The 26,116-nt window shown below is 66.1% G+C and carries 17 protein-coding genes, 1 tRNA gene and 3 pseudogenes; 8 read left to right on the top strand and 13 right to left on the bottom strand.

The window, feature by feature from the left end; genetic code table 11:
* Positions 1 to 48 precede the first annotated feature (48 nt).
* Positions 49 to 1,803: an aminotransferase class V-fold PLP-dependent enzyme gene (locus ACQPXM_RS12040; RefSeq protein WP_432947835.1), complete on the bottom strand. Its 1,755-nt coding sequence runs from the start codon at positions 1,801 to 1,803 to the stop codon at positions 49 to 51.
* 94 nt (positions 1,804 to 1,897) lie between these two features.
* Between ACQPXM_RS12040 and tenA the strand changes: the two genes are divergently transcribed.
* The 5 genes from tenA to ACQPXM_RS12015 all read left to right on the top strand — a co-directional run bounded on the left by tenA (position 1,898) and on the right by ACQPXM_RS12015 (position 6,950).
* On the top strand, positions 1,898 to 2,566 hold the full coding sequence (gene tenA, locus ACQPXM_RS12035) for a thiaminase II (protein ID WP_432947833.1): 669 nt from the start codon (positions 1,898 to 1,900) through the stop codon (positions 2,564 to 2,566).
* Positions 2,563 to 4,116: a phytoene desaturase family protein gene (locus ACQPXM_RS12030; RefSeq protein WP_432947832.1), complete on the top strand. Its 1,554-nt coding sequence runs from the start codon at positions 2,563 to 2,565 to the stop codon at positions 4,114 to 4,116. Before tenA ends, ACQPXM_RS12030 begins: the two co-directional genes overlap by 4 nt.
* 87 nt (positions 4,117 to 4,203) lie before the next feature.
* Positions 4,204 to 4,279: transfer RNA gene (locus ACQPXM_RS12025), tRNA-Lys, on the top strand.
* Between the two features lie 175 nt (positions 4,280 to 4,454).
* Positions 4,455 to 5,312: a helix-turn-helix domain-containing protein gene (locus ACQPXM_RS12020; RefSeq protein WP_432947830.1), complete on the top strand. Its 858-nt coding sequence runs from the start codon at positions 4,455 to 4,457 to the stop codon at positions 5,310 to 5,312.
* A gap of 300 nt (positions 5,313 to 5,612) precedes the next feature.
* Positions 5,613 to 6,950 carry an isochorismate synthase gene (locus ACQPXM_RS12015; RefSeq protein WP_432947828.1) on the top strand — a complete coding sequence of 446 codons (1,338 nt, stop codon included), beginning with the start codon at positions 5,613 to 5,615 and terminating at the stop codon, positions 6,948 to 6,950.
* Between the two features lie 5 nt (positions 6,951 to 6,955).
* On the opposite strand, the gene menD is transcribed toward ACQPXM_RS12015, so the two are convergent.
* From menD to ACQPXM_RS11975, 8 genes and pseudogenes are all read right to left on the bottom strand, one after another.
* Positions 6,956 to 8,617, bottom strand: a complete 1,662-nt coding sequence (gene menD / locus ACQPXM_RS12010; protein WP_432947826.1) for a 2-succinyl-5-enolpyruvyl-6-hydroxy-3-cyclohexene-1-carboxylic-acid synthase — start codon at positions 8,615 to 8,617, stop codon at positions 6,956 to 6,958.
* Positions 8,618 to 8,632: 15 nt separating this feature from the next.
* Positions 8,633 to 9,546, bottom strand: a pseudogene (locus ACQPXM_RS12005) (1,4-dihydroxy-2-naphthoyl-CoA synthase).
* A gap of 52 nt (positions 9,547 to 9,598) precedes the next feature.
* Positions 9,599 to 10,522, bottom strand: coding sequence for a histidinol-phosphate transaminase (locus ACQPXM_RS12000; protein ID WP_432947824.1), 924 nt, complete (start codon positions 10,520 to 10,522; stop codon positions 9,599 to 9,601).
* A gap of 1 nt (position 10,523) precedes the next feature.
* Positions 10,524 to 12,293, bottom strand: a complete 1,770-nt coding sequence (locus tag ACQPXM_RS11995) for an FAD-dependent monooxygenase (protein WP_432947822.1) — start codon at positions 12,291 to 12,293, stop codon at positions 10,524 to 10,526.
* Between the two features lie 22 nt (positions 12,294 to 12,315).
* Positions 12,316 to 13,422: a threonine aldolase family protein gene (locus ACQPXM_RS11990; RefSeq protein ID WP_432947821.1), complete on the bottom strand. Its 1,107-nt coding sequence runs from the start codon at positions 13,420 to 13,422 to the stop codon at positions 12,316 to 12,318.
* 38 nt (positions 13,423 to 13,460) lie between these two features.
* Positions 13,461 to 14,435, bottom strand: a complete 975-nt coding sequence (locus ACQPXM_RS11985) for a cupin domain-containing protein (protein WP_432947819.1) — start codon at positions 14,433 to 14,435, stop codon at positions 13,461 to 13,463.
* Between the two features lie 710 nt (positions 14,436 to 15,145).
* Positions 15,146 to 15,244: pseudogene (locus ACQPXM_RS11980) on the bottom strand (hypothetical protein); the annotation flags it as partial.
* Positions 15,245 to 15,557: 313 nt separating this feature from the next.
* Entirely contained in the window at positions 15,558 to 15,818 is a 261-nt protein-coding gene (locus tag ACQPXM_RS11975) for a Rieske 2Fe-2S domain-containing protein (RefSeq protein ID WP_432951003.1), read from the bottom strand.
* A 1,548-nt stretch (positions 15,819 to 17,366) separates the two neighbouring features.
* Between ACQPXM_RS11975 and ACQPXM_RS11970 the strand changes: the two genes are divergently transcribed.
* On the top strand, positions 17,367 to 18,968 hold the full coding sequence (locus tag ACQPXM_RS11970) for an MFS transporter (protein WP_432947817.1): 1,602 nt from the start codon (positions 17,367 to 17,369) through the stop codon (positions 18,966 to 18,968).
* Between the two features lie 1,096 nt (positions 18,969 to 20,064).
* Here the strand turns inward: ACQPXM_RS11970 and ACQPXM_RS11965 are convergent.
* Complete coding sequence (locus ACQPXM_RS11965; protein ID WP_432947815.1) at positions 20,065 to 20,958, bottom strand: hypothetical protein; 894 nt, start codon at positions 20,956 to 20,958, stop codon at positions 20,065 to 20,067.
* 795 nt (positions 20,959 to 21,753) lie between these two features.
* On the opposite strand from ACQPXM_RS11965, the gene ACQPXM_RS11960 reads away from it, so the two are divergent.
* Positions 21,754 to 22,017 carry a hypothetical protein gene (locus ACQPXM_RS11960; RefSeq protein WP_432947813.1) on the top strand — a complete coding sequence of 88 codons (264 nt, stop codon included), beginning with the start codon at positions 21,754 to 21,756 and terminating at the stop codon, positions 22,015 to 22,017.
* Here the strand turns inward: ACQPXM_RS11960 and ACQPXM_RS11955 are convergent.
* The 3 genes and pseudogenes from ACQPXM_RS11955 to ACQPXM_RS11945 all read right to left on the bottom strand — a co-directional run.
* Positions 22,010 to 22,282, bottom strand: a pseudogene (locus ACQPXM_RS11955) (hypothetical protein); the annotation flags it as partial. The gene ACQPXM_RS11960 and the pseudogene ACQPXM_RS11955 sit on opposite strands and share 8 nt — an antisense overlap.
* A gap of 516 nt (positions 22,283 to 22,798) precedes the next feature.
* Positions 22,799 to 24,289: an MFS transporter gene (locus ACQPXM_RS11950; RefSeq protein WP_432947811.1), complete on the bottom strand. Its 1,491-nt coding sequence runs from the start codon at positions 24,287 to 24,289 to the stop codon at positions 22,799 to 22,801.
* Positions 24,282 to 24,869: a TetR/AcrR family transcriptional regulator gene (locus tag ACQPXM_RS11945; protein ID WP_432947809.1), complete on the bottom strand. Its 588-nt coding sequence runs from the start codon at positions 24,867 to 24,869 to the stop codon at positions 24,282 to 24,284. Before ACQPXM_RS11945 ends, ACQPXM_RS11950 begins: the two co-directional genes overlap by 8 nt.
* 101 nt (positions 24,870 to 24,970) lie before the next feature.
* Between ACQPXM_RS11945 and ACQPXM_RS11940 the strand changes: the two genes are divergently transcribed.
* Entirely contained in the window at positions 24,971 to 25,915 is a 945-nt protein-coding gene (locus tag ACQPXM_RS11940; protein WP_432947807.1) for a proline dehydrogenase family protein, read from the top strand.
* Positions 25,916 to 26,116: the final 201 nt, after the last annotated feature.

Below are 26,116 nucleotides of genomic sequence, written 5' to 3'. Positions count from 1 at the left end.
ATACCCGTGGGCCGGCAGCCAGCGGAGCAACGTCCTGGTCGGTACAACCTACGGCACCACCGGAGACAGACAACTGCTCGGCAAGTCGAACCAGCGCAAATGGTCGAACTCCGAATTGACCGTGCCCTCGTCGTCCGTGCCGGCGTGCGGACAGGCTGCGAGTAGTTCGCGGGCCCCGGCCAGATAGTCCGCCAGCGCGGATTCCGGCGCGACGTCGTGGTGCTTGGGGTACCGCAGCGACCCGTCCGCGTCGTAGCCGACCTGGGACAGGCGCATCGGCGGTTCGACCGGGCCGCGGTGGTGGCGCCACAGGCCGTTCGACGGGTCGAAGCGGTAGTCGCCGAGCAGCCGCCAGCCCTCCCGCGCGACCAGCCGGACCGCCTCCACGACGTACGAGAAGACCGCCTCGGAGATGAAGTAGTTGAAGTTGACCCGCACCCAGCCGGGTTTGATGCCCTCGCAGCCGTGCACGATCTCCTCGGCGAACTCCGCCGACCGGGCCAGGTCGATGCCGAGCAGCGTGTGGCCGTACGGGCCGGCGCACGAGCAGCCGCCGCGCGACTGGATGCCGAAGAGGTCGTTCAGCACCGCGACCACGAAGTTGTGGTGCAGGTACCGCCCGGACGGCGCCTTCACCACGAACGACACGATCGACAGCCGGTCGGCGTCGAGGTTGCCGAGGATCTGCAGGTTCGGCTCGGCCCGCCACGCCTCGACCGCGCGCCGCAGGTAGGCGTCCTCGTGCGCGCGGATGACGTCGATGCCGACCGCCTGCTTGAGCTGGAAGACCAGCCCGGCGCGGATCGACTCGATGATCGCCGGCGTGCCGCCCTCCTCGCGGTGCACCGGGTCGTCGAGGTAGCGATGCTCGACCGGGTTCACGTACGCGACCGTTCCCCCACCCGGTACGTCGGGCACGCGGTTGCGCAGCAGCTCCCGCCGCGCGACCAGCACGCCGGGCGTGCCGGGCCCACCGATGAACTTGTGCGGGCTGAGGAAGATCGCGTCCTTGTACGCGAGCGGATCGTCGGCCTGCCCGCCGTACATGTCGATCTCGATGTACGGCGCGGCGGCGGCGAAGTCCCAGAACGACAGTGCGCCGTACCGGTGCAGCAGCGCGGACACGCGATGGGTGTTGCTGAAGATCCCGGTGACGTTGCTGGCGGCCGAGAACGAGCCGATCTTCAGCGGGCGGCCGGCGTACTCGATCAGCTTGCGTTCCAGCAGCGGGATGTCGATGTGCCCGTCGGAGTCCTGCCCGATCACCACCACGTCGGCGATCGACTCACGCCAGGGCAGCTCGTTGCTGTGGTGCTCGTACGGGCCGATGAACACCACCGGCCGCCGCTCGGGCGGGATCGTCGCGGTCAGGTGGTACTCGTCGTCCAGCGGCGCGGGGATGCGCAGGCCGAGTACGCCGATCAGCTTGTCGATCGCGCCGGTCGCGCCCGAGCCGCAGAAGATCACCGCGGTCTGGTCGTCGCCGCCGACGCTGTCGTGAATGATCCGCCGGGCGTCCTCGCGCAGGCGGGTGGTCTGCAGCCCGGTGCCGCTGGACTCGGTGTGCGTGTTCGCGTAGCGCGGCAGCACCTCGTCGCGGATGAAGTCCTCGAGAAAGGTCAGCGCGCGCCCGGAGGCGGTGTAGTCGGCGTAGGTGACCCGTCGCGGCCCGTACGGACCCGGCATCACCTGGTCGTCGCCGATCACCGACTCACGGATCCGGCGCAGCAACGCGGTGTCCGGCGGCATGCCCGTGGCGACATCGTCGGAAGGTCCCGCGACCTCCAGTCGCTGCTCCCCCATGGCGCCAGGGTAAGTCCATGACGTGACTTTCGTCTCGTCCACGCCCGCGCGGTTCTGGCTAGGGTCGTTCCAGTCGAGGGTGAGGAGATCCAGGATGACGTTTTCCGCCGAGCTGTGGGACGCCGGGGCCGCCAAGGTGTACGCCGAGATCCTGCGGCACCCCTTCATCACCGGACTCACCGACGGGACCCTGCCGCACGACAAGTTCCGCTACTTCATCGTCCAGGACAGCCACTACCTGCGCGCCTACTCCCGCTCCCTCGCGCTGGCCGCCGGCCGGGCGACCGACGAGGACGCCGTCAGCATGTTCGCCCGCCACGCCGCCGAGGCGATCGACGTCGAGCGCGAGCTGCACACCTCCCTGCTCGGCAAGCTCGGGCTGACCTCGGCCGACGTCGACGCCGCCGGCTCGCGGCCGACCACAACGGCGTACATGTCGTACCTGACCGCGGTCTGCGCGACCGGCACGTACGCCGAAGCGGTCGCCGCCGTGCTGCCCTGCTACTGGATCTACCGCGACGTCGGCCGGGAGCTGCTCAAGCTGTCCTCGCCGGATCCGGTCTACGCGGAGTGGATCGCGACGTACGGTTCCCCCGAGTTCGACGCGGTCGTAGAGTCGGTGCTGGCGGTGACGGACCGCCTCGGCGCCGAGGTCGGCCCGGGCGAACGGGATCGTTGCCACCGGCACTTTTCCGTCACGACCCGGTACGAGTGGATGTTCTGGGACGCCGCGTACCACGAACTGGAGTGGCCGGTCCGATGAAGGACTTCTACGACATCGTGATCGTCGGCGGCGGGCACAACGGCCTGGTCGCCGCCGGGTACCTGGCCGGCGCGGGCCTGAGCACGCTCGTCGTGGAGCAGCAGCCGCACACCGGTGGCGCCGCGGTCAGCGAGCAGGTGTTCCCGGGTGTCGACGCGCGGCTGTCGCGGTACTCGTACCTGGTCAGTCTGCTGCCGGACAAGATCGTCGCCGACCTCGGCCTGTCCCTGGAGCTGCGGTCGCGCTCGGTCGCGTCGTACACGCCGGTACGCCGGGGCGGCCGCGATCTCGGGCTGATGGTGGAGCGGCCTGAGGGTGCTTTGACGCGGAGCTCCTTCGCAGCCCTGACCGGGAGCGACGCCGAGTACGACGCGTGGCAGCAGTTCTACTCGTCGGTCTCCGACCTGGCCGCCGCCATCGCCCCCACCCTCCTGGAACCCCTCCAGCCCGCCGCGGCCCTTCGCCAACGCGTCGATCCCACCCTCTGGTCCGAACTGGTCGACCGCCCCCTCGGCGAAACGATCGAACGCCGCTTCACCGACGACACCGTCCGCGGCGTGGTCGCGACCGACGGCGTCATCGGCACATTCGCTCGCCTGCGCGACGAGTCACTGCTGCAGAACCGGTGCTTCCTCTACCACCTGATCGGCAACGGCACCGGCGAATGGCGGGTCCCGGTCGGCGGCATGGGCGCCGTGACCGACGCGCTGCTCGACGCCGCCCGGCGCGCGGGCGCCTCGGTGGTCACCGACGCCGCCGTCACCGGCATCGAGGCCGACGGCAAACGCGCCGCGGTGACCTGGCTCGGCGGTGACGGTGAGCGATCGGTCGACTGCTCGTACGTGCTCGCGAACGTGGCGCCCGCCGTACTGGATCGTCTGCGGGGTCGGTCCGGCGGTCCGGTCCCCGAGGGCTCCCAGCTGAAGATCAACCTGCTGCTCTCCCGCCTCCCCCAGCTCAAGTCCGGCGACGACCCTCGACGCGCCTTCGCCGGCACCTTCCACATCGACGAGGACTACAGCCAACTCGAGACCGCGTACTCGGAAGCCGCCGCGGGCCGGCTGCCCGCCGTACCGCCGTCGGAGGTGTACTGCCACTCCCTCACCGACCCGTCGATCCTCAGCCCGTCACTAGTGGCCTCCGGCCACCACACCCTCACCGTCTTCGGCGTCCACTTCCCCACCCGGCTGTTTGCCTCCGACAACGAATCGGCCCGCGCCGAGGCCACCCGCCGCGTCCTCGCCGGCCTGGAGTCCTACTTGGCCGAACCCCTCGACCCCTGCATAGCCCGCGACGCCGACGGCACCCCGTGCATCGAAGCCAAAACCCCCGTCGACATCGAGGAAAGCGTCGGCATGCCCGGCGGCCACATCTTCCACGGCGACCTCCAGTGGCCCTGGTCCGACGACGACACCGAGACCGGCCGCTGGGGTGTGGAAACCGACGTCGCCAACCTCCTCATCTGCGGCTCCGGCGCCCGCCGGGGCGGCGCCGTCAGCGGCATCGCCGGCCACAACGCAGCCCACGCCGTCCTCTCCCAGCACCCCTGACCCACCACCCCCAGAACCGATTTTTCTTCTCCCCCGATCCCCTGCTACTGTTCTCTTCGTTCGAAGGAAACACCAACTGAACAACACGCGCCGCTAGCTCAATTGGCAGAGCAGCTGACTCTTAATCAGCGGGTTCGGGGTTCGAGTCCCTGGCGGCGCACCAGCATCGAGGCCCAGGCAGACATCGCATCTGATCCTGGGCCTTTGTGCGTCCAGCGGACCACTTACGAACCACTGTGCCGCCGGTCCGCATGTCGCCCTGCCAGGCCAGCAATCTCCGTCGACGTCGCCGAAACGCTCCCGGGCGCTCCCCACGACCTCCACCAGGCCGTGACTGTGTGTCACATCACACCGCTCTGCATCGTCGCGCCGAGCCAGCCGTTGAGCAGCCAACCATCGAACAGGCTGGGGGACGAATCTCCACCTCGGTCGATAAGACAGACGACAAGGGCAAGCCGCTCAACTTCAGAGCCAAGGCCGGGTTCCGCGACCACGACGGCCAACTGCGCCCTGTGGCCGCGTACGGGAGGACCTCCTCGGCGGCGGAGCGGGCGCTGCTGAAGCTCCAAGACCGCTCCCGAAACCGCCGAGCCGGCGAGCTCACCACGCTGGACAAGGTCTCGAAGGCGATCGAACCGCAGATCGACCGTGCCATCAACGAAACCAAGCCCCACGCAGGCGCCCCACCGCAAGAACCTGCCGAAGCATCATCTCCGGCGTCCAACGTCCGCCGCTCGCTAGGGACAAGCCTGTCCCCCGTCGGCAGCACAGCTCGTCGCGACCTTGGCCTAACCCTCCGCGCGGCCAGACGCGAAGCCGGCATGACGCGCAAGGCCGTCGCCGACTCCCTGGGCTGGCCCCAAACCAAGATCGAACTGATCGAAGCCGGCCGGATCAAGGTCGACCACCCACTCATCACTGACCTCATCGGCGCATACGGCCTCACCCTGCAGGACTCACCGAACCTCGCCAGCCAACTCGAAGCAGCAACCGAGTCCGCCGACGCCGACACACTCTCCTGGATCACGTCCCACGTGTTCCGCAAGACCACAGCCACAGCCCTCGACGACAGCGGACAAACCGCCCGCCAGATCGCCGACCACCTCGGCCACGCCAAGATCTCAATGACCCAGGACAACTACCTAGACCATCAATCCACCAACCCAGCCGCCGCCGAAGCCCCAACGAGCCTTTGACCCAGATCTCAACTGAATCGGCGAAAGTCAATCGCCAACGCGGCGAGGACGAGCAGGCCGGATCCTGCAAGTCGCTCAGGTTCTCCACGTTCATCGAGAGCGCTCGGGGTGCGTGTTCGAGGGGGACACGCACTTCCACACGCTTGGAACTCCAACCTGCGGCGTCGATCGGCATGTCACCAGCCGACTGACAACCGGAAGGGCTCCCAGGCGAGTCGACCGTTACGTCGGAAGAACCCATCAGGCATCTTCTGCGTACAACCTGGTGAAGCCTTTCGCTGCCGAAATTTGGAGGAAGCCATGGTGGCCGAGCAAATTTCAGCAGCCGCCGGCTTGGCCGGACTCGACGCATCTCTCGCGCGACTGGTGAAGGTCGCCGAACGACGCGCGGAGCGCCTCCACCGGCCGGTCCTTGCTTCGGCCTCGGTGATCCTGGACGGCGACGTCCGCCCGCAACAACTGCTGTGGCTCTCGCGAGGTATGACCGAGTGGTCAAGTCTCGCCGGCGAAAGCATGAACCTTGTTTGCTGGGGGGCGGCCGCTCACATCCAGGACGACGCGGACCTCGCGACCGTCAGCGCGGCCTGGAAGGAGTTGGTCACAGACTCCGTCCGTGACTGGCTGACGTCGCAGTCCGTCGGACCTGTGATCGTCTTCGGTCACTCGTTCGCCGAGGACTGCGACACGGAAGGGCCATGGAAGGCGTTCGGTCGATCCCGCGCCATCGTTCCGCACGTTTCCATCCGGGAGTACAACGGCTCACTGCTCGCGACCGCGTCGGTGGTGGTGGGGCAGGACGGCGCTCTGCCCGTCGGCGGTCGCTCTCCAGGGTTCCGGACAGGGACCGGTTCGAAAGCAGCGTTCGTCGAAGCCGTCGAAGCAGCAGTACTGCGTCTGCGTCGTGGGGATGCCGAGAAGGTCGTGCTGACAAGATCCGTGCACTTGGAGACTGGACCAGTCGAGCCGATGAGCCTTCTCGGCCGACTGGACTCGATGTACCCCGAGACCTGCCGGTACGCGATCTCGGTGGCCGGAGCCACACTGGTCGGCGCGACCCCGGAGTTGTTGTGCAGTGTCCGGGGGCACTCAGTTCGCACCATGGCGCTTGCCGGGTCGGTCCCGACAAATGTGGGTGCCAGCGCCGCTCTGTCGGATCCCAAGCTTCTCAGGGAACATGCCATCGTTGCCGAGTACATTGAAAAGACCTTGGGGCCGCGGTCGGAGACGATCCACGTGAATCCGGAGCCGAGAGTCGTCAGCCTGCGGAACATCCGGCACCTCAGGACCGACATCCGCGCAGAGCTCGGCGCACCCGCGTCGGTGCTGGAAGTGGCCCAGTGGCTCCATCCGACGCCCGCGATCGGCGGCTACCCGGTGGACCGGGCGCGTTCGCTGATCAAAGAACTGGAGCACCACGACCGCGGCTGGTACACCGGTCCCTTCGGCTGGATCGACGCGGCGGGCGATGGCGATTGTTGGGTCGCGTTGCGCTGTGCGTTGCTGACCGACACCGGTGCCGAACTGTTCGCCGGCGCCGGAATCGTCCGGGACTCCGACGCGTTGCTGGAATTCGCTGAAACCGACTGGAAACTCACGGCGATGCGAGACGCGCTCGCGCTACCTGCCCGGTCGAAGTAGCCGTCTCAGTTCCCACCATGTAGCTCAAGCTCGCTCACGGCGCCGTGCAGGACCGCTCGAAGCGCCCGATGAGCTGAGCGGTCGACTCTCACTTCGACGACATCGATACCGGTGACCGTGCGGCTGAGAGCAGCGCGAAGATCCTGGTTGGACTCGGCGAGCAGGTAGGGGATGTTGCTGGCTGCGCACAGGTGCGCCAAGTTGACGTTGTGGGGCGTTCCGAAGACTCGCTCGAAGTGGTCGGCGTACGAGGAGTCGCCCGGCTCGAGAGTGGAGAAGATGCCGCCGCCGTTGTCGTTCACCACCACGATGCGCAAGTCAGGGCACGGTTCGTCGGGGCCGATCACCAGACCGTTGGTGTCGTGAAGGAACGCGAGGTCTCCCACCAGCGCGTACGTCGCGCCCGCAGTGGCCAAGGCGGCTCCCACAGCGGTGGACAACGTGCCATCGATGCCCGCCAGCCCACGGTTCGCCACTGTCCGGACCGGCACTACGGACGCCAGATCCAAGTCGCGGACCGGGTTCGACGCCGCCACCACGAGTCTGCCGTCGGCACCTACAGCCTCGCCGACGATCTCGGCGACCGCTGGGCCGGTCAGACCGGTGGACAGCACTTTGTCGATCGCCGGCCGTGCCAGCTGGTCCGCGTGCTGCCACCGATTGAGCCAGTCGGTCCGGTCCGCGCCGGTCACCTCCACTCTGGAGACCACCGAGTTCGCCTGCCGACCGGCGTCAGGCCACAGACCGGTCGGGGCGACCACGAGCAGCTCGACCTCCGGACGGGCCAGCAGCCGTGAGATCGGACGCGACAGCGTCGGATGCCCGAACACCAGTACCCGCTCAATCTCCTCACCCAGCGAAGTTGCTTGAAGCAACAGCCTGTACGTCGAGATGACCGAAGGTCCGATCCGCGCCCGACTTGACGGCTCCGCGAACAGCGGCCATCTGCCAGCCTCCGCAGCCAGTCGAGCGTCTTGAGAAGCCCCGTCTCCTGCGACAACGACAGTCTTGAGGCCAGGCGACACCGACGATGGTTGGGCCGCAGCGGCGCCGCGCACACTCGTCCACGGTCCAGTACTGCGCCCCTCGAGCGGCTCCGGCCATTGATCATCATCAGTCGGCACCAGCGGCTCTACCAACGGGCAATTCAACTGGACGGGTCCGGGATCCAGGGTGCGAATTCCGACGGCGACAGACACAGCTCGCGCCACCTGTGAACGCCAGTACGCGACCTGACCGAGCTGCTTGGCCGGCGCGCCGAACTCGTGGAACAGCCGGACCGCAGATCCGAACACCTTGAGCTGGTCAGTGGTCTGGCTGGCTCCGCTGCCCCGCAGCTCCAGCGGCCGGTCCGCGCTCAGCACGATCAACGGCAACCCGCTGTGCGACGCCTCGAGTACAGCCGGGTGGAGGTTGACCACCGCAGTACCGGAGGTGGTCACGATGGGGACCGGAAGCCCGGACCCACGAATCAGCCCCAGCGCCAGGAAACCCGCCGTCCGTTCGTCGATCCGTACGTGCAGACGAAGCCGCCCCTCACGATCTGCAGCGGCCAACGCCAAAGCCAGTGGCGCACTCCGAGAGCCGGGAGCCAGTACCGCCTCACATACTCCCGCGCGGATCAGCTCGTCGACCACCACTCTTGCGAACGCTGTGGACGGATTCATGTGAAGGCACCTCGGTTAGAACGCGTAGGGGTACGGCGACCAGTCGGCGGGCCGCTTCTCCAGGAAGGAGTCGCGGCCCTCGGCGGCCTCGTCGGTGCCGTAGGCCAGCCGGGTCGCCTCACCGGCGAACAACTGCTGGCCGACCAGCCCGTCGTCGATCAGGTTGAACGCGTACTTCAGCATCCGCTGGGCGGTCGGCGACTTCGCGCAGATCTTGCGGCCCCAGTCCAGCGCGACCCGCTCCAGCTCGGCGTGCGGGACGACCTTGTTCACCATGCCCATCCGGAAGGCGTCCTCGGCCGAGTACTCCTCGCCGAGGAAAAAGATCTCGCGGGCGAACTTCTGCCCGACCTGCCGGGCCAGGTACGCCGAACCGAACCCGCCGTCGAACGACGCCACGTCCGCGTCGGTCTGCTTGAACCGTGCGTGCTCGGCCGAGCCAGCGTCAAGTCGGCGACCACGTGCAGGCTGTGCCCACCCCCAGCGGCCCAGCCCGGGACGACGCAGATCACCACCTTCGGCATGAACCGGATCAACCGCTGCACCTCGAGAACGTGCAGCCGGCCCGCCTTGGCCGGATCGATCGTCTCGGCCGTCGTTCCCTCGGCGTACTTGTAACCGTCCTTGCCGCGGATCCGCTGGTCACCGCCGGAACAGAACGCCCAGCCGCCGTCCTTCGGCGACGGCCCGTTGCCGGTCAGCAGCACACAGCCGACGTCAGTCGACATCCGCGCGTGATCCAGCACCCGGTACAACTCGTCGACGGTCTGCGGACGGAACGCGTTGCGCACCTCGGGCCGGTTGAAGGCGACCCGCACCACCCCGGCGTCCACCGCGCGGTGATAGGTGATGTCGGTCAGGTCGAAGCCATCGACCGCCTTCCAGGCCGACGGGTCGAAGATCTCGCTGACGTTCGCTGGCTCGGTCACCCGGCGGCCGCCGCGGCCAACTTCAGGAATGCGTCGTTCTCCTCAATGCTGCCTATGGAGACACGGATTCCATCGGGCGCGAATGGGCGAACGGTGACTCCTCCAGCCAGGCACGGCTGAAGAAGGCGTCTGTCGCGGCACCTAGGGGCAGCCAAAGAAAGTTCCCGTGGCTGGAGGGCACAGCCCAACCCTGGGCGAGAAGAGCATTGCGGACCCGCTTCCTCTCGGCGAGGGTGTTCTTCACGCGTTCGAGCAGTTCCTGCTCTGCGGCGAGCGATGCGAGCGCAGCGGCCTGCGCGATGCTGTTGACGCTGAACGGCACAGTTGCGCCACGGACTGCCGTGACCAACACCGGGTCACCGACAAGGAAGCCAACTCGCAGCCCGGCCAGGCCGTACGCCTTCGAGAACGTGCGCAGTACGGCGACATTCGAGCGGCCGCGCCGGAGGTCAAGTCCATCTGGGGCATCCCCATCCTCGACGTATTCGCGATAGGCCTCGTCCAGTACGACCAAGCAGTCTTCGGGAACCAGATCGAGAAACCTCTCGAGCTGGTTGCGGTGCACGGTAGTGCCGGTCGGGTTGTTCGGGTTGCAGATGAGGACTACGCGAGTCTTCTCGGTGAGGGCTTTCGCCATCGCGACCAAATCGTGGGTATGACCAGCGAGCGGTACCTCAACAGCGGTCGCACCGGACAGGCGAACCAGCAGTGGATAGGCACCGAATGAGCGCCAGGCGTAGACGACTTCCGTTCCGGGCTCAGCAACAGCCGCCAACAGCGTCTGGAGCACTCCAGCGGAGCCGCAGCCGACCGCAACATGTGACGACGGCACCCCGAAGCGGGCCGCCAGCGCATCGATCAGCGCGGTGCTGTCGGCGGGGTAGCGATTGACGTTTCCAGCAGCCGTGGTGATTGCCTCCACCACAGACGGAAGTGGCCCCAGGGGCGACTCGTTGGCAAACAGTCTGAGCGACATCTCACGAGGCCGGTCGGAGGACAGAGGTCATCACCTCTTCCAGGGTGGCGCAGGGGTCGGCAACGCCGCCCGTGCTACGGAACGCGACGTGGTTGTCAGGGCGAACCAACACAGCACCGTCTGCGCGAATCTCGCTGACCTCCGCCCATGAGCCGTCGGGGTCGCAGTACTGTGAGGTGCCATCGATCCGTACTGGACGGATCGGCGTGCCCAGACGCTCTGCGACTTCCTTCGCGGCGCTGCACCAGCGGGCGCCGTCCGAGCCCGTGATGAGCACGAAGGCGCGACCTCGCGCCGAGAGGTCAAGTGTTGACACTTGACGCCCAGGATCGATCCACGCGTGCGGAAGTCGGTGGCCCGGCCGTGTCGTTGGACGGTATACGCACCCCATAGGGTCGCGTGGCGGTACCGGCGAGCCGTCGGGCACGATGGCGCCGGCGTCGTAGGCGTAGCCGAGCTCAAGATCGTGAGCCTGGAACTCCGCCCGCAACACGCTGATCGCTTCGGCCGCCCGGCGCCGACGATACTCGCCGGCCGGCGTGTCCGCGAAGTACGCCTCGCAGGCGATCTTGCGCATCGCTGGCGGCGTTCCAGGGCTGAAGCCCACCGCCGCATCCAGAACGACATGGTGCAACGCGCTGAACATTGCCCAGTCCACGTTGTGCATGCCGACCGGCCTGCGCTCCGGTTCATAGGAGTTCAACAGCGATTCGTCGGCGCGTCCCTGGACGACAGCAGCGAGTTTCCACGCCAGGTTGTGCGCGTCCTGGACAGCAGTGTTGAGGCCGATGCCCGTAGCCGGGGGGTGCCGGTGTGCCGCATCGCCAGCCAGCAGGAAACGGCCGACGCGGTAGCGATCCGCCAGTACCGCTTCCAGCACCCAATGGCTGACCTTGTGCATCTTGACCTCGAGGTCCGGCAACTTCAGCAGATCGAGCATCTTGGGGACGATCGCGTTCTCGTCGCGACTCGCGGGGTTGCCGGGACCGAAGGTGAAATGGAGCATCCATTCCTCGGAGTGCCGTCCCCACGTAGGCCCGAGCTGGACAAGCGCTCCCGTACCGTAGGAGTTTGCGCCCTCTGGGTCGATGATCCAGGTCATCAGGCACTCGTCATCCCACCACTTCGACAGGTCGGCGCTGAAGTGTGTGCTGACCATCTCCAGCAGATTGACCGGTCCATCCATCGTGACGCCGAGCCGGGGTCCCACCGTCTTACCGCCGTCCGCGACGACCACAAAGCGGGCCTTGACGGTGTAGGACTCACCGGAGTCCTGGTCGACAACGACCGCGGAGACCCCGTCCGGCGTCTCCGACCAGTCAGACAAGGCCTGGCCGAACCGGACGCGACCAGGTGCCCGCTCGTCAGCGTGCCGTCTGAGCAGCGGTTCCAGCCGGATCAGCGGATAGTTGCTGGGAGCACTCGGACTGTCGTTCAGATAGGCGGAAGTCAGTGATCCGCCGCCGAACGCGTCCATCTCGGCAATCGTGCGTCCGTACAAATGGCCGGCCTCACCCAGGGACGTTACCCAGCTGACCTTACCGAAGTGGTTCAGCGGAGCTCCGACGGCGTACACCGAATCCGCCACCCCGTGCTGACGGAAGATCTCCATCGTTCGCTGGTTGAGGTAATGCGCTTTCGGGAGAGTCGAGGTGGTTCGGTGGCGTTCGACGAGGAGGTGGTCAACGCCCAGGTCGGACAGGAAAATGGAGCACGCGAGGCCGCATCCACCCCCGCCAACGATGAGGACCGGAACTTCCACGGCGTCCATGGCGGCTACCTTCCGATCGTCGTCAGAGCTGCACTGTCGGCGTGGGCCATCCGGGCCCGCTCAACAACACCGTGTCCACATCGGGGGCGGTCATGGTGCAGGAGCGGACAGCGGCGGTGAGTACGTCGGCCGCACGTTCGCAGTCCTCACGCGACACGTCGAGGTGGGTGCACGCCCGGAGCCTGCGCGGCCCGAAGGGCAACACCTTCACACCCGCGTCCAGCGCGTACTGCGCCACCGCAACCGCGTCCGGCACCCGGCAGACGATGATGTTGGTCTCCAGCCGATCCAAGTCAATGGACACACCCGGCACACCGGCCAGCGCTTCAGCGATCAGCCGCGCGTGAGCATGGTCGTCGACCAGCCGCTCGACGTGGTGATCGAGCGCGTAAAGCCCGGCCGCTGCGGCGATCCCAGCCTGATGCATAGTGCCACCCAGCATGCGCCTATAGCGCACCAACTTGTTGATGTGATCGCTCGAACCAACCAGCACCGAACCGATCGGGCACCCCAGCCCCTTCGTCAGCGACACCGCCACGAGATCGAAAGGCCCGGCGAGCAAAGCGGGATCCTCGCCTCGAGCGATCGCCGCATTGAAGATCCTCGCACCGTCGCAGAAAGTCGCCACTTCCCGCTCCCTGGCCAGCGCACAAACCTCCCGCATCTGCGCCAGATCCCAAACCCACCCACCCATACGGTTGTGCGTGTTCTCCACCTGGATCAGACTCGTCGGCGGATACAACATGTGACCCCGAGGTTTAAGCACGCCCTCCACATCCCCGGCGGTGAACATTCCGTCCACCCCGACCGTGGTGAACTGCACTCCCGACAAAGCCGCAGCCGACCCCATCTCGTGCCACAACGAATGACTCTCTCGCCCAACGATCACGTCGTCGCCCGGCTGGCAAAACAACTTCAACGCCAACTGATTCGCCATCGTTCCACTGGGCACGAACAGACCCGCCTGCTTACCCAGAACCCGAGCCATCCGCTCCTCCAACCGACTGACGCTCGGATCCTCACGGAACTGATCGCTACCAACCTCAGCGCGTGCGATAGCCTCACGCATTCCCACAGTCGGTTTCGCCACCGCATCGGTCCGCAGATCAATCAGCCGGTCCTTGAGCATGAGTTGCCTCACCTTTCGAGTTCGTCTGGCCTTCCGGATCAGCTGTCCGCGTATTCCTCACGGAACAGCTCGAGAGCGACCAGCGCTGGTCGATCGGAAAGGCGGAAAAGAATCGCGGCATCCCCGGCCCAATGTTGCTGCCAGCTCCACGCCGGAACAGCGAGGACATCGCCCTGCGCCCAGCCGATGGTCTTGCCCGCCACCTCACTAACTCCACTGCCCTCGACAACCATCACGACACTCGAGCACGCCTCCCGCCACCGACCCGTCGCCCGCGCCGCGTCGATCGCGATGACCTCACAACCCAACGTCCCGGTCACCCTGCCGTCAGATCCGTACGGAACCCGCCGCACACCATCCACCGCGGCCGTCCCCTCAAGCCTCGCCTGGACCTCTTCCCACCGATACAACGCCGGCCGAGGATGCTCCTGAGTCGTCTCGAATGGACCGTCCGGAAGCTCGAACCACACCGCTGCGAGTCGAGACACCATCGGAAGATCGAGCCCGTCGAGCCACACGCAGCGGACAGAACCTTCATTGCGATGCTCGTGCCACTCGCCGGCGTGCTGTACCAGTAGGTCGCGCGGCCGCATGGGCACGGGCGTTCCATTGACCAGGGTGACGACTCCCTCACCTTCGATCCCGAACCGGATTGACGACATGGAGTGGCGGTGGGGAGGCACCTGTTCGCCCGGATGGATGATCTGGACTGCCGCGAACAACGTGTCCGTCGTCGCAACGCCAGGTCCCCGGACACCGGGATTAGCCAGTCCGACGATTCGCCGTTCCGGGCGGCCCTCAGGAACCAGCACCGCCGCGCTCTCGATCTCCTGCAGGATCGCCGCCGATGGCCACTGGTGGGCAACTGCGTTCGTCACGGGAGCTGCCGGCAGATCACCAGCAGCAGCGATCCACATCGGCGAGAACTGACTCTTTCCCGCCCCTGCGGCGATTTCGCCTTCCTCGCCACCACCGGCACTTGCTCGCAGCTCGGTTCCGTCTACGACGCCCACCAGTGCCTCCAACCAATGACGGGAATCTTCTGACCATCACTACGCAGCCGACGGACAGAACGGTTCCCGGCAGCAATTCCAGACGCCGCAGCCGGTGCCTGCGGACGATCGAATGAACCGGAAGGTCGCTGACGTACGTACTGCAGGAGGAGTCCGCTATCGGCACCACGCCCTCCGCTGCGGGAGACAGATGCGCGATTCCTTGGGTCCACCCCTCTGGGTGCATTGCGTGGGTGGCTCAACGCGGCCGCTGTCCAACGGCTCCCCACATCCCTGGACAGCGGCCGCACCTGTTCATCTTCCTGGTCAGGAGGCCGCAGCCGCACCGGATCTGATCTTCGTACCTTGTGCGGAGATCAGCCGCCATCTGTCAGCTGTCGTGCTGAAGACGTGGGTACAGTGGTTTTTGACAGTCAAAGTGGCGCCGGCCGCGATCGACAGGGTCATTGCCGTTCGTCCGACGACGATCTAGTAGCACGTGGCCTCTGGAGGGTTGGAACCGTCCTTTTCGAACCGATCGGCAGTCCATCCGTTGACGGCGACGACATCGGCTTGTTTCCCAGCCACCACCGCGGAAGCCACCGCCAACTCGATTTGTGCCAACGTCACTTGAACGTGAGGCGCGACAGCGGTCGCTTGACCACCGCGTCTCTCCACAAACGTGGTCGAGCTTCGTCGTCACCGAACAACTCTTGCACTGTCCGGCCCGATCACGTGCCAGTGCCTTTCAGGCCCTCGCCTTTGGTGTCGCCAGGCGCCCGATCCGCTTTGAAGCGGTACAACGGCCAACCGTTGAGCGTCGCCTGACGCGTACCGTCCGGCTCCGGACGGCGCCGAGCAGTTCCGAGTCAACACCTTGGCCGGCCGTAGGTGCCACCTGGCCGCCACGCAGGTACACAGGCTCCCAAGCAGCCACACACGCCGCACTGAGGCACGCCGACCGCGGCGGCTTGGTGCTGTCGAGGACCGACAGATATAGGCTCCTGCCGTTGCCATCGACCGCGGCCTTCGCCCAGCGCGGTGGTTCCGGTTTTGACCACCACCGTGTCGGCATCCGGCGCGGGGCTCGCGCTGGTCAATGGTGTGGTGGGTGCCTCACCTGCCGGCGGGGTGACTGTGCCTTCAGGATCGACATTCGTCCCGCCTATGCCTGGAAGATGGCGCCATCGCGCTCTTCGACATTGACCGATGGGAACGGTTTCTTGGCTGGACACCAACGGGCTCGCCGCTGGTGACATCGAACTTGCTGTAGTGGCCCGTGCAGCTGATGGTGCCTTCGGCAACGGACGGAAGCAGACGTCCTTGGTGTGTGCAAACGGCGAAGAATGCATGCGAGTTGCCCTCGGCATCGCGCGCGAGTACCAACGTCTGACTCTTGAGCACCACCACCCCCCACACAGGAACCTCTTTGAGGTGACGCGATGCCTGAGCGTGTAGGGAGTTTCATCAGGAGTCCGTCAAGGAGCGATTCGGATTTGTTCGGCAGACGGCCCGGCCGGTCGCGCCCTGGCGTTGGGGTGAACGTCGGCAGTTGGCGAACTGGGTGGCCAGGGATAAGCGCGCCCATGGTGACGGCCGGTTGAGTGCGGATGAGCAGGCCGAGCTGGCCAGATGCCCGGGAGAATGCGGAAGGACGGCACGCTGCTCAACCCGAAGTAGCGCAACAAGGAACAAACGCGCCACTGTTCACGTCGGCCGGAACAAGACGGTCGCCGCCAGCCTCGAGTACGGCGGCGCAACGCGGTGCGGGCCGGCGGGATCTGTGCCGGGCTCATCAGCGAAGGTGGCACGCAGCCAGGCGTGACCTGCGGCCCGGAGGCTGTCCGCACAACGGTGTCAGCGACCGGCGCGCGCAACAGCACCAAGTCGCGGGAGGCTGATCTCGGCACGGAGGCCTTTGATAAGGAGCATGCTTCAGCACCTCACTCGGTACGACGCCAATTCCAGAACGCGCCCGGGTTCGGCCACCAGCGAGCTGTTGAAGTACCGCGCGCCACACGCTGGGCTTCGATCTCACGCATGCTCGACGCAACCCTGTGTATGAGACTGGCGAGGTTGCCAACGTTCATACCTTCAGCCTGTGCTCCTCGGTAGAACGAGCCCCGCACGGATCGGTCGCGAATCCGGACCTCCACAGCTGGTGCGATGGTCGCATCGGCCTTGGACGCGCGACACCAAGTGCAACGACGAGACGAGCTCGATGAGAGACGAAGCGTTGTCGGCGGCGTTGCGGACCGTCCATCCGGCCCTGCGCTTCCTGAACTGACAACCAGGTCCAATGTCGCCGAAACCGCTGTCTAACGACAGGGAACTCCGAACGAGGGGCGGTAGGACGTGGCGCGGGAGCCACCCTGTGGCCGGGATGCCGATCGTGCCCGTGACACCACCGCTCATCCGGATCACTGGGTCGGTCCGGGCCATTGTTCCCGCTCCGATCATTGTCGCCGGCCCTCGTCAACCAGTTCCACTCCCTGAACCGCCTGTTGCCTTGTTCTACGGGGCCGCACAGCGGGTGACCGCCGGCAGTTCACGGTTCTGCGAGCCTCGGAGCTAGGAATCTTGCTGGCTGCCTGGGAGCAGTCGTCGTCCCGACCTCCGCCACCTTCAAAGCAGCCCACGCCCCGCCCCGCCAAGTCGGGACGGGAACCAGATGGGCGGTTCCGTGCGTACAAGTCGCTGACACCGCGCTGACCACTGAGGCGGCGAGTCCCGTCCCGGACCAGTCCAAGGAGCGTCGCAGCAAGACCATGCCCGAGACATCTGCTGCCTGCGCGGACACGCTCAGAGGATTGGTCCGGTGCGGTGCACCGGGCCCTGACTCACAGGGGTGCTGTCGTCCTTCCACGATCGGGCTCATGCAGCAGCCACGGAACTGGAACCGTCACGCAGTATCAGGCACCGATGTCACTCGGAGAGGGGCCAGGCACGGGTATGGCGACGCATGAGGCTCTACGGCGATCACCGCTGTTCCGGACTTTCGGCGACCGTGAGTACGACGAAGTGGCCGCGCTTCTCGTCGAGCGCGTGTTTCCGGCAGGCAGCGAGTTCTCCGAGGCATCGTTCCTCCTCATTGCTGCCGGCCGGGCGAGCTTGACCGTCGACGGCGAACCGGTTCGCTCGCTAGGTCCTGGTGACCACATCGGAGCGGCCGCCTTCGTTGGACTACCCCGAGGTGCCCGGGTGACCGCCTTGACCGAACTGCGCTGCCTCGCCATGCCCTGGCCCGTGTTCCGCCAGCTGCTCGACGCCAGCCCACGGGTTGCCAGCGAGCTTTTGACCGCTATGGGCGCACAGTCCGTTCCCTTGTCCGATACCGCTGAGAACAAACGCAGAGAGCTGTCCGCTCGGACCCGGCACCGGGCCAGCGGCATCGCATCCCACCTGTCCACCGCATCCGACGAGGCGGCGACCGCATTGCTCCCCGCGTTCGTGGTTGGCACGCTGGGCGCATCTCCACTGGCGCTCGGCCTAGTCGAAGGCCTGGCCAACGCAGCCGACGGCGTAGCGCGGCTCGGCGGTGGTGCATTGAGCGAGAACCCGCGACGCCGCCCGCTGATCAGCCTCGTCGCGTTCACCCTGACCACGCTGCTCAACGGGCTGGTGGCGATCGCGGCCACCAGCCCGCAAGTAGGCGTACTACGGGCCGGAGCGTCGGGGGCCCGCGGGCTGCGTTCCCCGCAGCGCTACGCGGCCGTGCCCGAACGGGCCGGCACCGGCGGCTACGGCAAGGAGTTCGGCCGTGAGCGCGCGATCCACCATCTGGTCTCGGTCGCAGGACCGCTGCTCGCGTTCGCGATCCTTGCCCTCGCTGACGTCCGAACGGCGCTCGTTGCCACCCTCGTGCCAGGTCTGCTGGCGGTCGCCATCGGGACATGGGTGATCCGCCGGACACCGCCTCCGTCAGCCGCGGCCAGCCCGCCGCCCCGGTTGCGGGTGCGTGCCGTCTTTCAAGGCCCGCTCGGCCGGTTCATGGCTGGCATCACCCTGTTCGAACTCGCGAACTTCGCCGCAGTCCTACTGATCCTGCGCACCACCAAGCTGCTCGAGCAACGCGACGTGCCCTTCGGAGCGGCCGCGATGGCTGTGCTGCTCTACCTGCTTTGGCGCCTGGCGGCCAGTGCCTCGACGTACCGGTCCGGCCACCAACTGGACCGTCATCGACCGGTGGACTTGATGCGGGCCGGGGTCATCACACTTTTGATCTCGTACGCCGGATTCGCGTTCCTGCCCGGCACAGTGCTCGGGCTTGCAGTCTGCTTCGTGCTCGCCGGCGCGGCCGCCGGCGCGGTGGACGTCGCCGAACATGTCGGCGTCGCCCAGATCGCCCCGGAACCGCTGCGCTGGTCGGCCTTCGGAACGCTCTCCGCTGTCCGCAGCTTCGGCCGCCTTACCGCCACGATCGGAGCCACCGCAGTCTGGACCTTTCTCGGCGCCGAATTCGGCCTGCTGTTCGCCGCCCCGCTGATGCTTGCGGCGCTGGCCGTGATGGTCAGCCGCCCTTCCGGCAGGCGCCGTCAAACGCCGGCCAATTGAGGACCGACCCAGGTGCATAGCGATCGAGGGGCAATCGCTGGACCTAGCCGCACCAGTTGCCGGTTCGCCGCGCTCCGAGCCTCCGCAGGCTGCTGCACATCAGGGTCACCGGGTTTGATGTCGCTCGGTCGGCATCGGACTGGAGGTCGCCGGGACTCGCGAAAGGAACCTTGCTTCCATCTCAGGTACACCTTTGGCGCTCGCGCCTCGTCGGAGCAGGCCGTGACGGCGAGGAGCGCTACGGCCGTAACGATCCCAAGCGTTTCCTCGTCCCCTTCGCCGGAGGATCGCGCTGCGACTCAGGCGCAGGATGCATTGAGGATTCGACCTGCGTGATCGGCCGTTCCGAGCGTGATCACTCACGGTTGTTGAGCATCAGTTCGTGGAACTTATCCACAGTTCATTTGAAGTGGGCCCGGGCCTCAGGGCAGAGTCGCCCTCGCCTCTGGCGGCGCACCAATACGAAGGCCCCAGCAGACATCGCAATCTGCTCCTGGGCATTTGTGTATCTCACGAACGGACAACTTCGAGACGTGACCGCGTACGGGAAGACACCGCCGGCGAGCGAACGCGCCTTCTTAAGAAGCTCCAGGATCGATCCCGCAACAGTCAGGCCGGCGACCTGACTGCGATGGACAGGATCGCGAGGGCCATCCGATTGTGGGAGGAGAAGTTCAAGTCCCTCGTTGCCGAGGGACACCGCTCACCAACTTCCCTCGACGCCTACCGCCGAGCCATCAAGAACCACCTGCTCCCAGCCCTCGGCGAGCTACGCATCGGCTAAGCCAACACCCCACGCATCGACCGCGGCATCGCCGAATCAAGACCCGCGCCGGCGCCCCGACCGCCGGAACCTGCCGAAGCGTCATCTCTGGCGTCATGGGCTCGCCGTCCGCTACGGCGCCCTCCCCACCAATCCCGTCCGCGACGTCGACCGCATAGAACACAACACCAAGAAGCTCCCCCGCACCTGACCGCTGACGAGATCCGCGCCGTTCAGGCTCACCTCGAGAACCACGAACTCGCCGTCAGGTCAGACCTCCCCGACCTTGTCCTGTTCATGCTCGAAACCCCACTGATCATCGTGGTGGTTCGGTTACTGGTCGGCGCAGACACCCCAGGCCCTGAGCGCCCAGTTCGCGGTCGTGCCACCGTAGGGGCTCTCGACGGCATAGGCAGACGTCGTGTTGGGGTTGTTCAAGCCGGTGACCGTCAGTGGGTTGACCCTGCCGTAGCTCTCCGTAAGTTCGAAGCCTGTGCTCATCAGCGTCTTGCCTGACGGGCAGGCGACCGACGACGATCGAGTAGCGTCGGACTTGTACACCGGGGCAGAGGCAATCCTCTCCAGGCCCGGTAGCGCCTTGGCACAAATCGCGACGGCACCAACACCCCACTTACGGTATGAGTTCGACGGAGGGACTGTCCCCATGCTGTCATACGCCGTGACGTAGGCCTTGTAGCTTCCCGGAATAATCTCATCCAAGACGATCTGCTGATCGTGCGCGTCGTAGCTCCACCCACCCGCACCAATCAACGTGTTGCCTTTCGAGCACTCCGCATGGGCAAACTGCATCTTCGGCCAATCGTCTGAGTGCACGTAGCTGGTTTGGATCTCGTACCCATCCGGCTTGTAGCTGCAGAAGGCAACCCCGGTGACGCTCCAATTTTGAGGTGTCCCCGCCAAGGATTCGACTGCGGACACGGTGGCAAAAGCCCCCGCGAAGTCCGGGTTGACCTCCATCATCTGTGCATGCACGTAGTTGCGGCCGGGACCGTTGATCCTGTACGAAATCCCAACAACGACTTTTGGGGCAGGACAGATTGGCTGTGCAACCTTGCTGAATAGTGAGCTGTATTCACTTGTCGCCTCGACGATCTGCACGCCTTCGACCACTGCTGGAGCGGCTGGAGCCGCGGCGACGGCGGCAGCCGCCGCCACGACCAGCGCAAGGACCGCGGCTCGAAGCCGCTGGGTGCGTGTCTTGATCACTGCCGATTCTCCTTGTGCTGCCGAACAGGCCAGGAAACTCCCCGTACAAAGGTGCTGTACGAGACGACCCGCCGCACCGGATCAACCGCGACACCAACTGCCCTAGAACGTACGGGATGCATTCAGAGTCATCCGGTGTAGCCATCGCTGTAGCGACCTCGGCCGCTCACCGCCGGCACCACCCGGCGCCTCGGAGCGACCACAGCGACGACCACGGTCGCGATGACGAATCAGGGCCTCACGACCTGACAACGGGGACTCCTCAAGATGACTGGTGAGGCCGCGTGGGGTAGATGGTATGGCCGGCGCGCTGGCGGTGACAGATGTTGGTCTTTGTCAGCGATCCGGTCGCGAGACGCAGGAGGTGACCGCGCCTGGCGCGGTCACCCCACTGATCATTATGGTTGTTTGGTTAGCGCTAGGCGCGGGAGAGCATGCCCGCGTCCGCGACCATCGGCTGCCGGTTCCTGGCTGTCAGACAAGCCGGCTGTGATTGCGGGGAGTGCAGGTGATAGCACCACCTTGCGCTCGGACACACGTTGGTTCAACGTTAGCGCCCCGCACCTCTCCGACATGAGGGAAATCCCTCAATTGCATGAGGTTGGATGTATCGATCACCCAAGAACTCGACCTAGTACGGATCGCTGTCCGGGGGTTCACATCGATGGCTGCGGAGGGCCGGGCCGTTACGGCGGCGCGAAGAGAGGGTCGGGCGCGATGCTGCTGCCAGGCGTGGGAGCTTGCCGGACTTCCCCGCAACCGCCAGATGCACTGGTAGAAGCCGACGCAGACACCGTGGTGAAGCTGCAGGACGTCATCGTGAGGGACAGGTTCGACGGCACCGCCACCGTGACGGATAACGACTTCTCAGCCATGCTGCCTCACCTATTGGACGAAACCACCGCCATCCCGCTGTTCGTGGGGCTGGCCCGTGGGGACTCATCATTCCCTTCAACGAAGTCATCCGGATCTTCACCGAACGCCCCGGCGAAATCGGCGCCCGGCGGCTGGATGCTCATCACTCCGCAGTATCGTTGCGGCGGATCTCCAGTCACCTGACCAACGAAAAGGCCGTTAGCCACCGTGGTCGGATCGCCAAGGTTGCGGCGGGGATTGGTGGCGGGAGAACTGGCCAGACCACCTCCCGACAAGTAAGCCGCAGAAGAAGCCATGGTGCAGGGGTGCATCTGCGTGCGGCACCTGCTCGCGACCCGCCACATTGCCGAGCTGGAGTACTTCGGGAGGCAGCCACCTCCTCGCGCTTGACCAACGTCAGCGCAATGCAGTTGTCGCAACCAAGGCTGATTCGGCCGCAACCCGTCGTCGGATTCCAAGCCGACTACGTCCACTCGATCCCGCTGCCATCCGCCATGTCTTCGAGGTATGTCACACACTCGGGGCGTCACCTCCTGGCCTGATCGGCAACATTCCCACAGTCCCGGGACGGTCCTGGCGGTCCGGACCTACCGCGGTCGCGCCGACGCGACCTCGAGTGACGCCACCCAAACTGACACCTCTACCGGAGCCCGGAACCCGTCTTCGGTGTGACCTTCGAACCTGCGGGTCGACGGCGGCGAGACGACCGGCCTACAGGTTGGCTCATCGGAATGAACGCCGCGCTGCCAGCCTCATAGAGCCACCCGTTGCAACGATCACCAGAACCCACCATCCGCAGCTGCTCAACCTTCGGCTGCCGTTGACACTCGGCGGGTGATGTGAAGGCGTGCACGAGACAGCTGTCAGTGGGCGGCAGGGCTCAGATGTGCTCAGCTTGACCTCGCCGTCATATGTGTCCGACCGCAAGCATCCCGGGTGGCGTCTTCCCGCCGACAAGCCAATCTCATGGGATCGGGAGCACCTCGGAGCCTCCGGGGACCTCTCGGCTGGACGGGGTGGGGATGCTGCCCGCGAGGGCCGCACTCACTCGCCTCCGATGGCGCACCCGCAGCCAGCCATCGAGAACACCGGTCGATGCATGACAGGCGGCCATGGCTGCGAAGACCCAAGACATCGCAGCCGGCCCGACCGAGAGGTAGAGACCGCCGAAGATGGCAACACCGATAACTACACCCAGTTGGTTCGTGGTGGCCAGCACGCCGCTGGCCGCTCCGGCCTGCTCGTCATCGGCCAGGTCGACGGTGCCTGCGAGCTGCGAGCCATAGGCGGCGCCGCTGCCCGCACCCGCCAAAGCGAGGAGGACGGTTGCGTACCACGGCCAGTCCTCCCTAGTGGTGATCCCGGCGAGACATGCCGTTGCCGCCGCGACGGGAATGGATGCTGCGGGCGGGATCCAAAAGTGCCATCGACGGGGCAACAGCGGCCACGTGAGGCTTGCGGCCCCGAACCCGACCGAGAAGCCGGCGAAACTGAGACCCGCCGATAGGGCAGTGCGGTGCAGCGTGGCCTGCAAATGGACGGTCGTGGTAAACAGCATGCCGCCGTAGCACGCCATGAGGACGAAGACCCCGCTCAGTCCCTGGGCGAACCCGGGCCGGGCGAGCATTCGTGGGTCGACCAGGGGGTCCCCGCCGTTCTGGGCGAGGCGGGACTCGTGGGCCGCGAAGACGAGGAAGACAATCACTGCAATGGCCAGCAACAGCCAGGACCACCCTGGCCAGCCAGCGTCGGCGCCGAAGGTGAGAGGTGTGACGAGTGCGAGCATCGCGCACGCCAGGGTGGCAGCCCCGCGAAGCTCCAGGCGACGGCCGGGATGGTCCGCTCGGCGCGGCAGACGTCCGGCCGACCACGTGAGAACAGTCAGGCCCAACACGACGTCGATGACGAAGACCGACCGCCATCCCGCTCCGAACGGATCGGTCGTGAGGAGCACGCCTCCCAGGACCTGGCCAACTGCAACGCCGGCCGCTAGCACGAGGGCATAGGCGCTGAGCGCCTTACTCCGCCTGTCCCCGTTGAACGTGAGCTGAAGCAGGGTCAGCACCTGAGGAGCCAGGAAGGCGGCGCCGAGCCCTTGCATAGCCCTGGCCGCCAGGAACATCGAGGGGGTGACTGCGACGGCACACGCCAGCGACGCTGCCGTGAACAGACAACCGCCCCCAACGAACAGGCGCCCGTACCCATAGCGGCTGCCAAGCCTCGCTCCCACGATCAGAAATGCCGCGTGGACGAGGACAGTAAGCGAGACCGCCGCTTGCAGTGTGGCGTCAGACAGGTGCAGCCCGCGTTGAAGTTGGGGACCAGCAACCTGGACGATCGAGGCGTCGAGCGTGATCATGGCCTGCCCGAGCAGCAGTGGCGCAGCCACCGCACGGGCCGACAGTGTCCTCTGACGCCGGGTGCCGTGCACGGTACCTGCCGATGACCTACTCATTTTCGAGTACGGCGATCGCGCGCCGTACGGCCGCCCGCTGTGCAGCAACGGGGTAGCTGATCGGGTCGACCGCGCCGAGTGTATTGAGGCCCTCGATGAGGGCCACGAGCTCGACGGCGGCCTGCCGGGCTCGTTCCCCTTTCCATTCCGGCCAGGCCGCGCGAACCAATCGTGTCATCCGAGCCAGTAGCGCCCGGTTCCCGGTCAGGTGATAGCGGGCGAGCGCGGGATCTGCAAGTGAGGCCGCAAGGAAACTGATCCAGACCCGAGCCTCCTCCTCACCGTCGCGGCCGCGGGCAATCAGGGCCAGGGCAACATTTCGGAGTACGTCCGGCGCTGGTCCCCCATGTTGCTCTACGGCGTCAGCGCGGGCCGAGGCCCGCTCGAGCAGGAGTTGTCGGGCATGGGCGAGCAGGGCCTTCTTATTCGGGAACGTGTGAAAGACGAGTCCCGTCGTGCAACCGGCTCGCTCGGCGACGGCGCGGACGGTCAGTCCGGGCAAGCCGCGTTCCGCCATGACGGCCCACGTCGCCTCGGACAGGGCACGTTGCTGCTTCAGAACGTCTTTGGTTCTAGCCACGGGATCCCACCTCACGCCGACACTCGTTTGCCCGATTGTCAGCAACCGTAGCAGATGGTACGGTAACAATCGATACGGTACGAGATAAGGTAGGTGACACCATGGACGAGTTTGCGAGCGAGGCCGTCGCGAACGTCCTGCGAGGTTGGGCGTTGGATGAGCAACTCAAAGACCAGGTGATGTCGTCGCCGCCACTGGCCGCCGTCGCGGCGAGGATCGCGCGACGGTACTCGGCGGGAAACACGATCGACGACGCGATCGCAGTAGCCCAGCGCGTCCTCGACCGAGGTCACCTCGTCAGCGTCGAATACGCCGGCGAGAGCGTGCGAGATGAGCAGGTCGCTATTGCCGAGACCGACGTCTTCCTAGAGCTCATCCGGCGATTAGAAGCATCCGGGGTCGCGGGCAACGTCTCCTTCGACCTGTCTCACGTCGGGTCGTTGGTTGACCCCGAATTGGCTATGCAGCACGCCAAAAGCATGGCGACGGCACTAGCCCCGCTCGGTTGCACATTGATGATCTCCGCCGAGGGATCGGACCGTGCTGACCTCGTCTTGGACTTGTACGATGCGTTGACCAGCGACCACCCGAATGTCGGCATCACCCTGCAGGCCCGGCTGCACCGCAGCGCCACAGACCTCGACCGGCTCCTCGAACGCCGCGGTCCCATCCGGCTTGTCAAGGGCGCGTTCATTGAGCCGGTCGACATCGCCTACCCGCGAGGATCAGCGGAACTCCACGAGACGTACCTCCGCCTCGCCGACCGCCTCATCGCGAGTGGACACGCCACGTCCATCGCTACGCACGACACCCATCTCATCGACTCGATCATTGGACGGCATACAGATCTGGCCGACGCTGCCCATGTCGAGTTCGAAATGCTGCTCGGACTAGGAACCGACACGCTCGATCGGCTGCACCGCGACGGCTACACCACCCGCGAGTACGTGATCTTCGGCGGCGAGTGGTGGCTGTACGTCCTCAACCGCATCGCCGAAGAGCCCCGGCGAGTTTTCGACGCCATCCTCGACGCCGCCCTCCAGTAGGGGACTATGGCCAGGGGTGGTCTGGGTCGTGCTGGCCTTTCCGGCCTGCGATCGCTGTGAGCTCGGCCTCGCGGTAGTGGTCCCCCGCCGAGCGGGACCAGGCCTGGCGCTGACGCTGGTCGGCGCGCACGCCAGCTGCGCGTCGAACCGGAGGTCGGGCGGGGCCGCGGCCAGTTGGTCGCGCAGTGGTGCGCTCATCTC

Source organism: Kribbella sp. CA-253562 (assembly GCF_050942265.1).
Taxonomy (GTDB): Bacteria; Actinomycetota; Actinomycetes; order Propionibacteriales; family Kribbellaceae; genus Kribbella.
The sequence above is the reverse complement of the archived record's forward strand: the minus strand, read 5'-3'. Positions and strand labels throughout refer to the sequence as shown.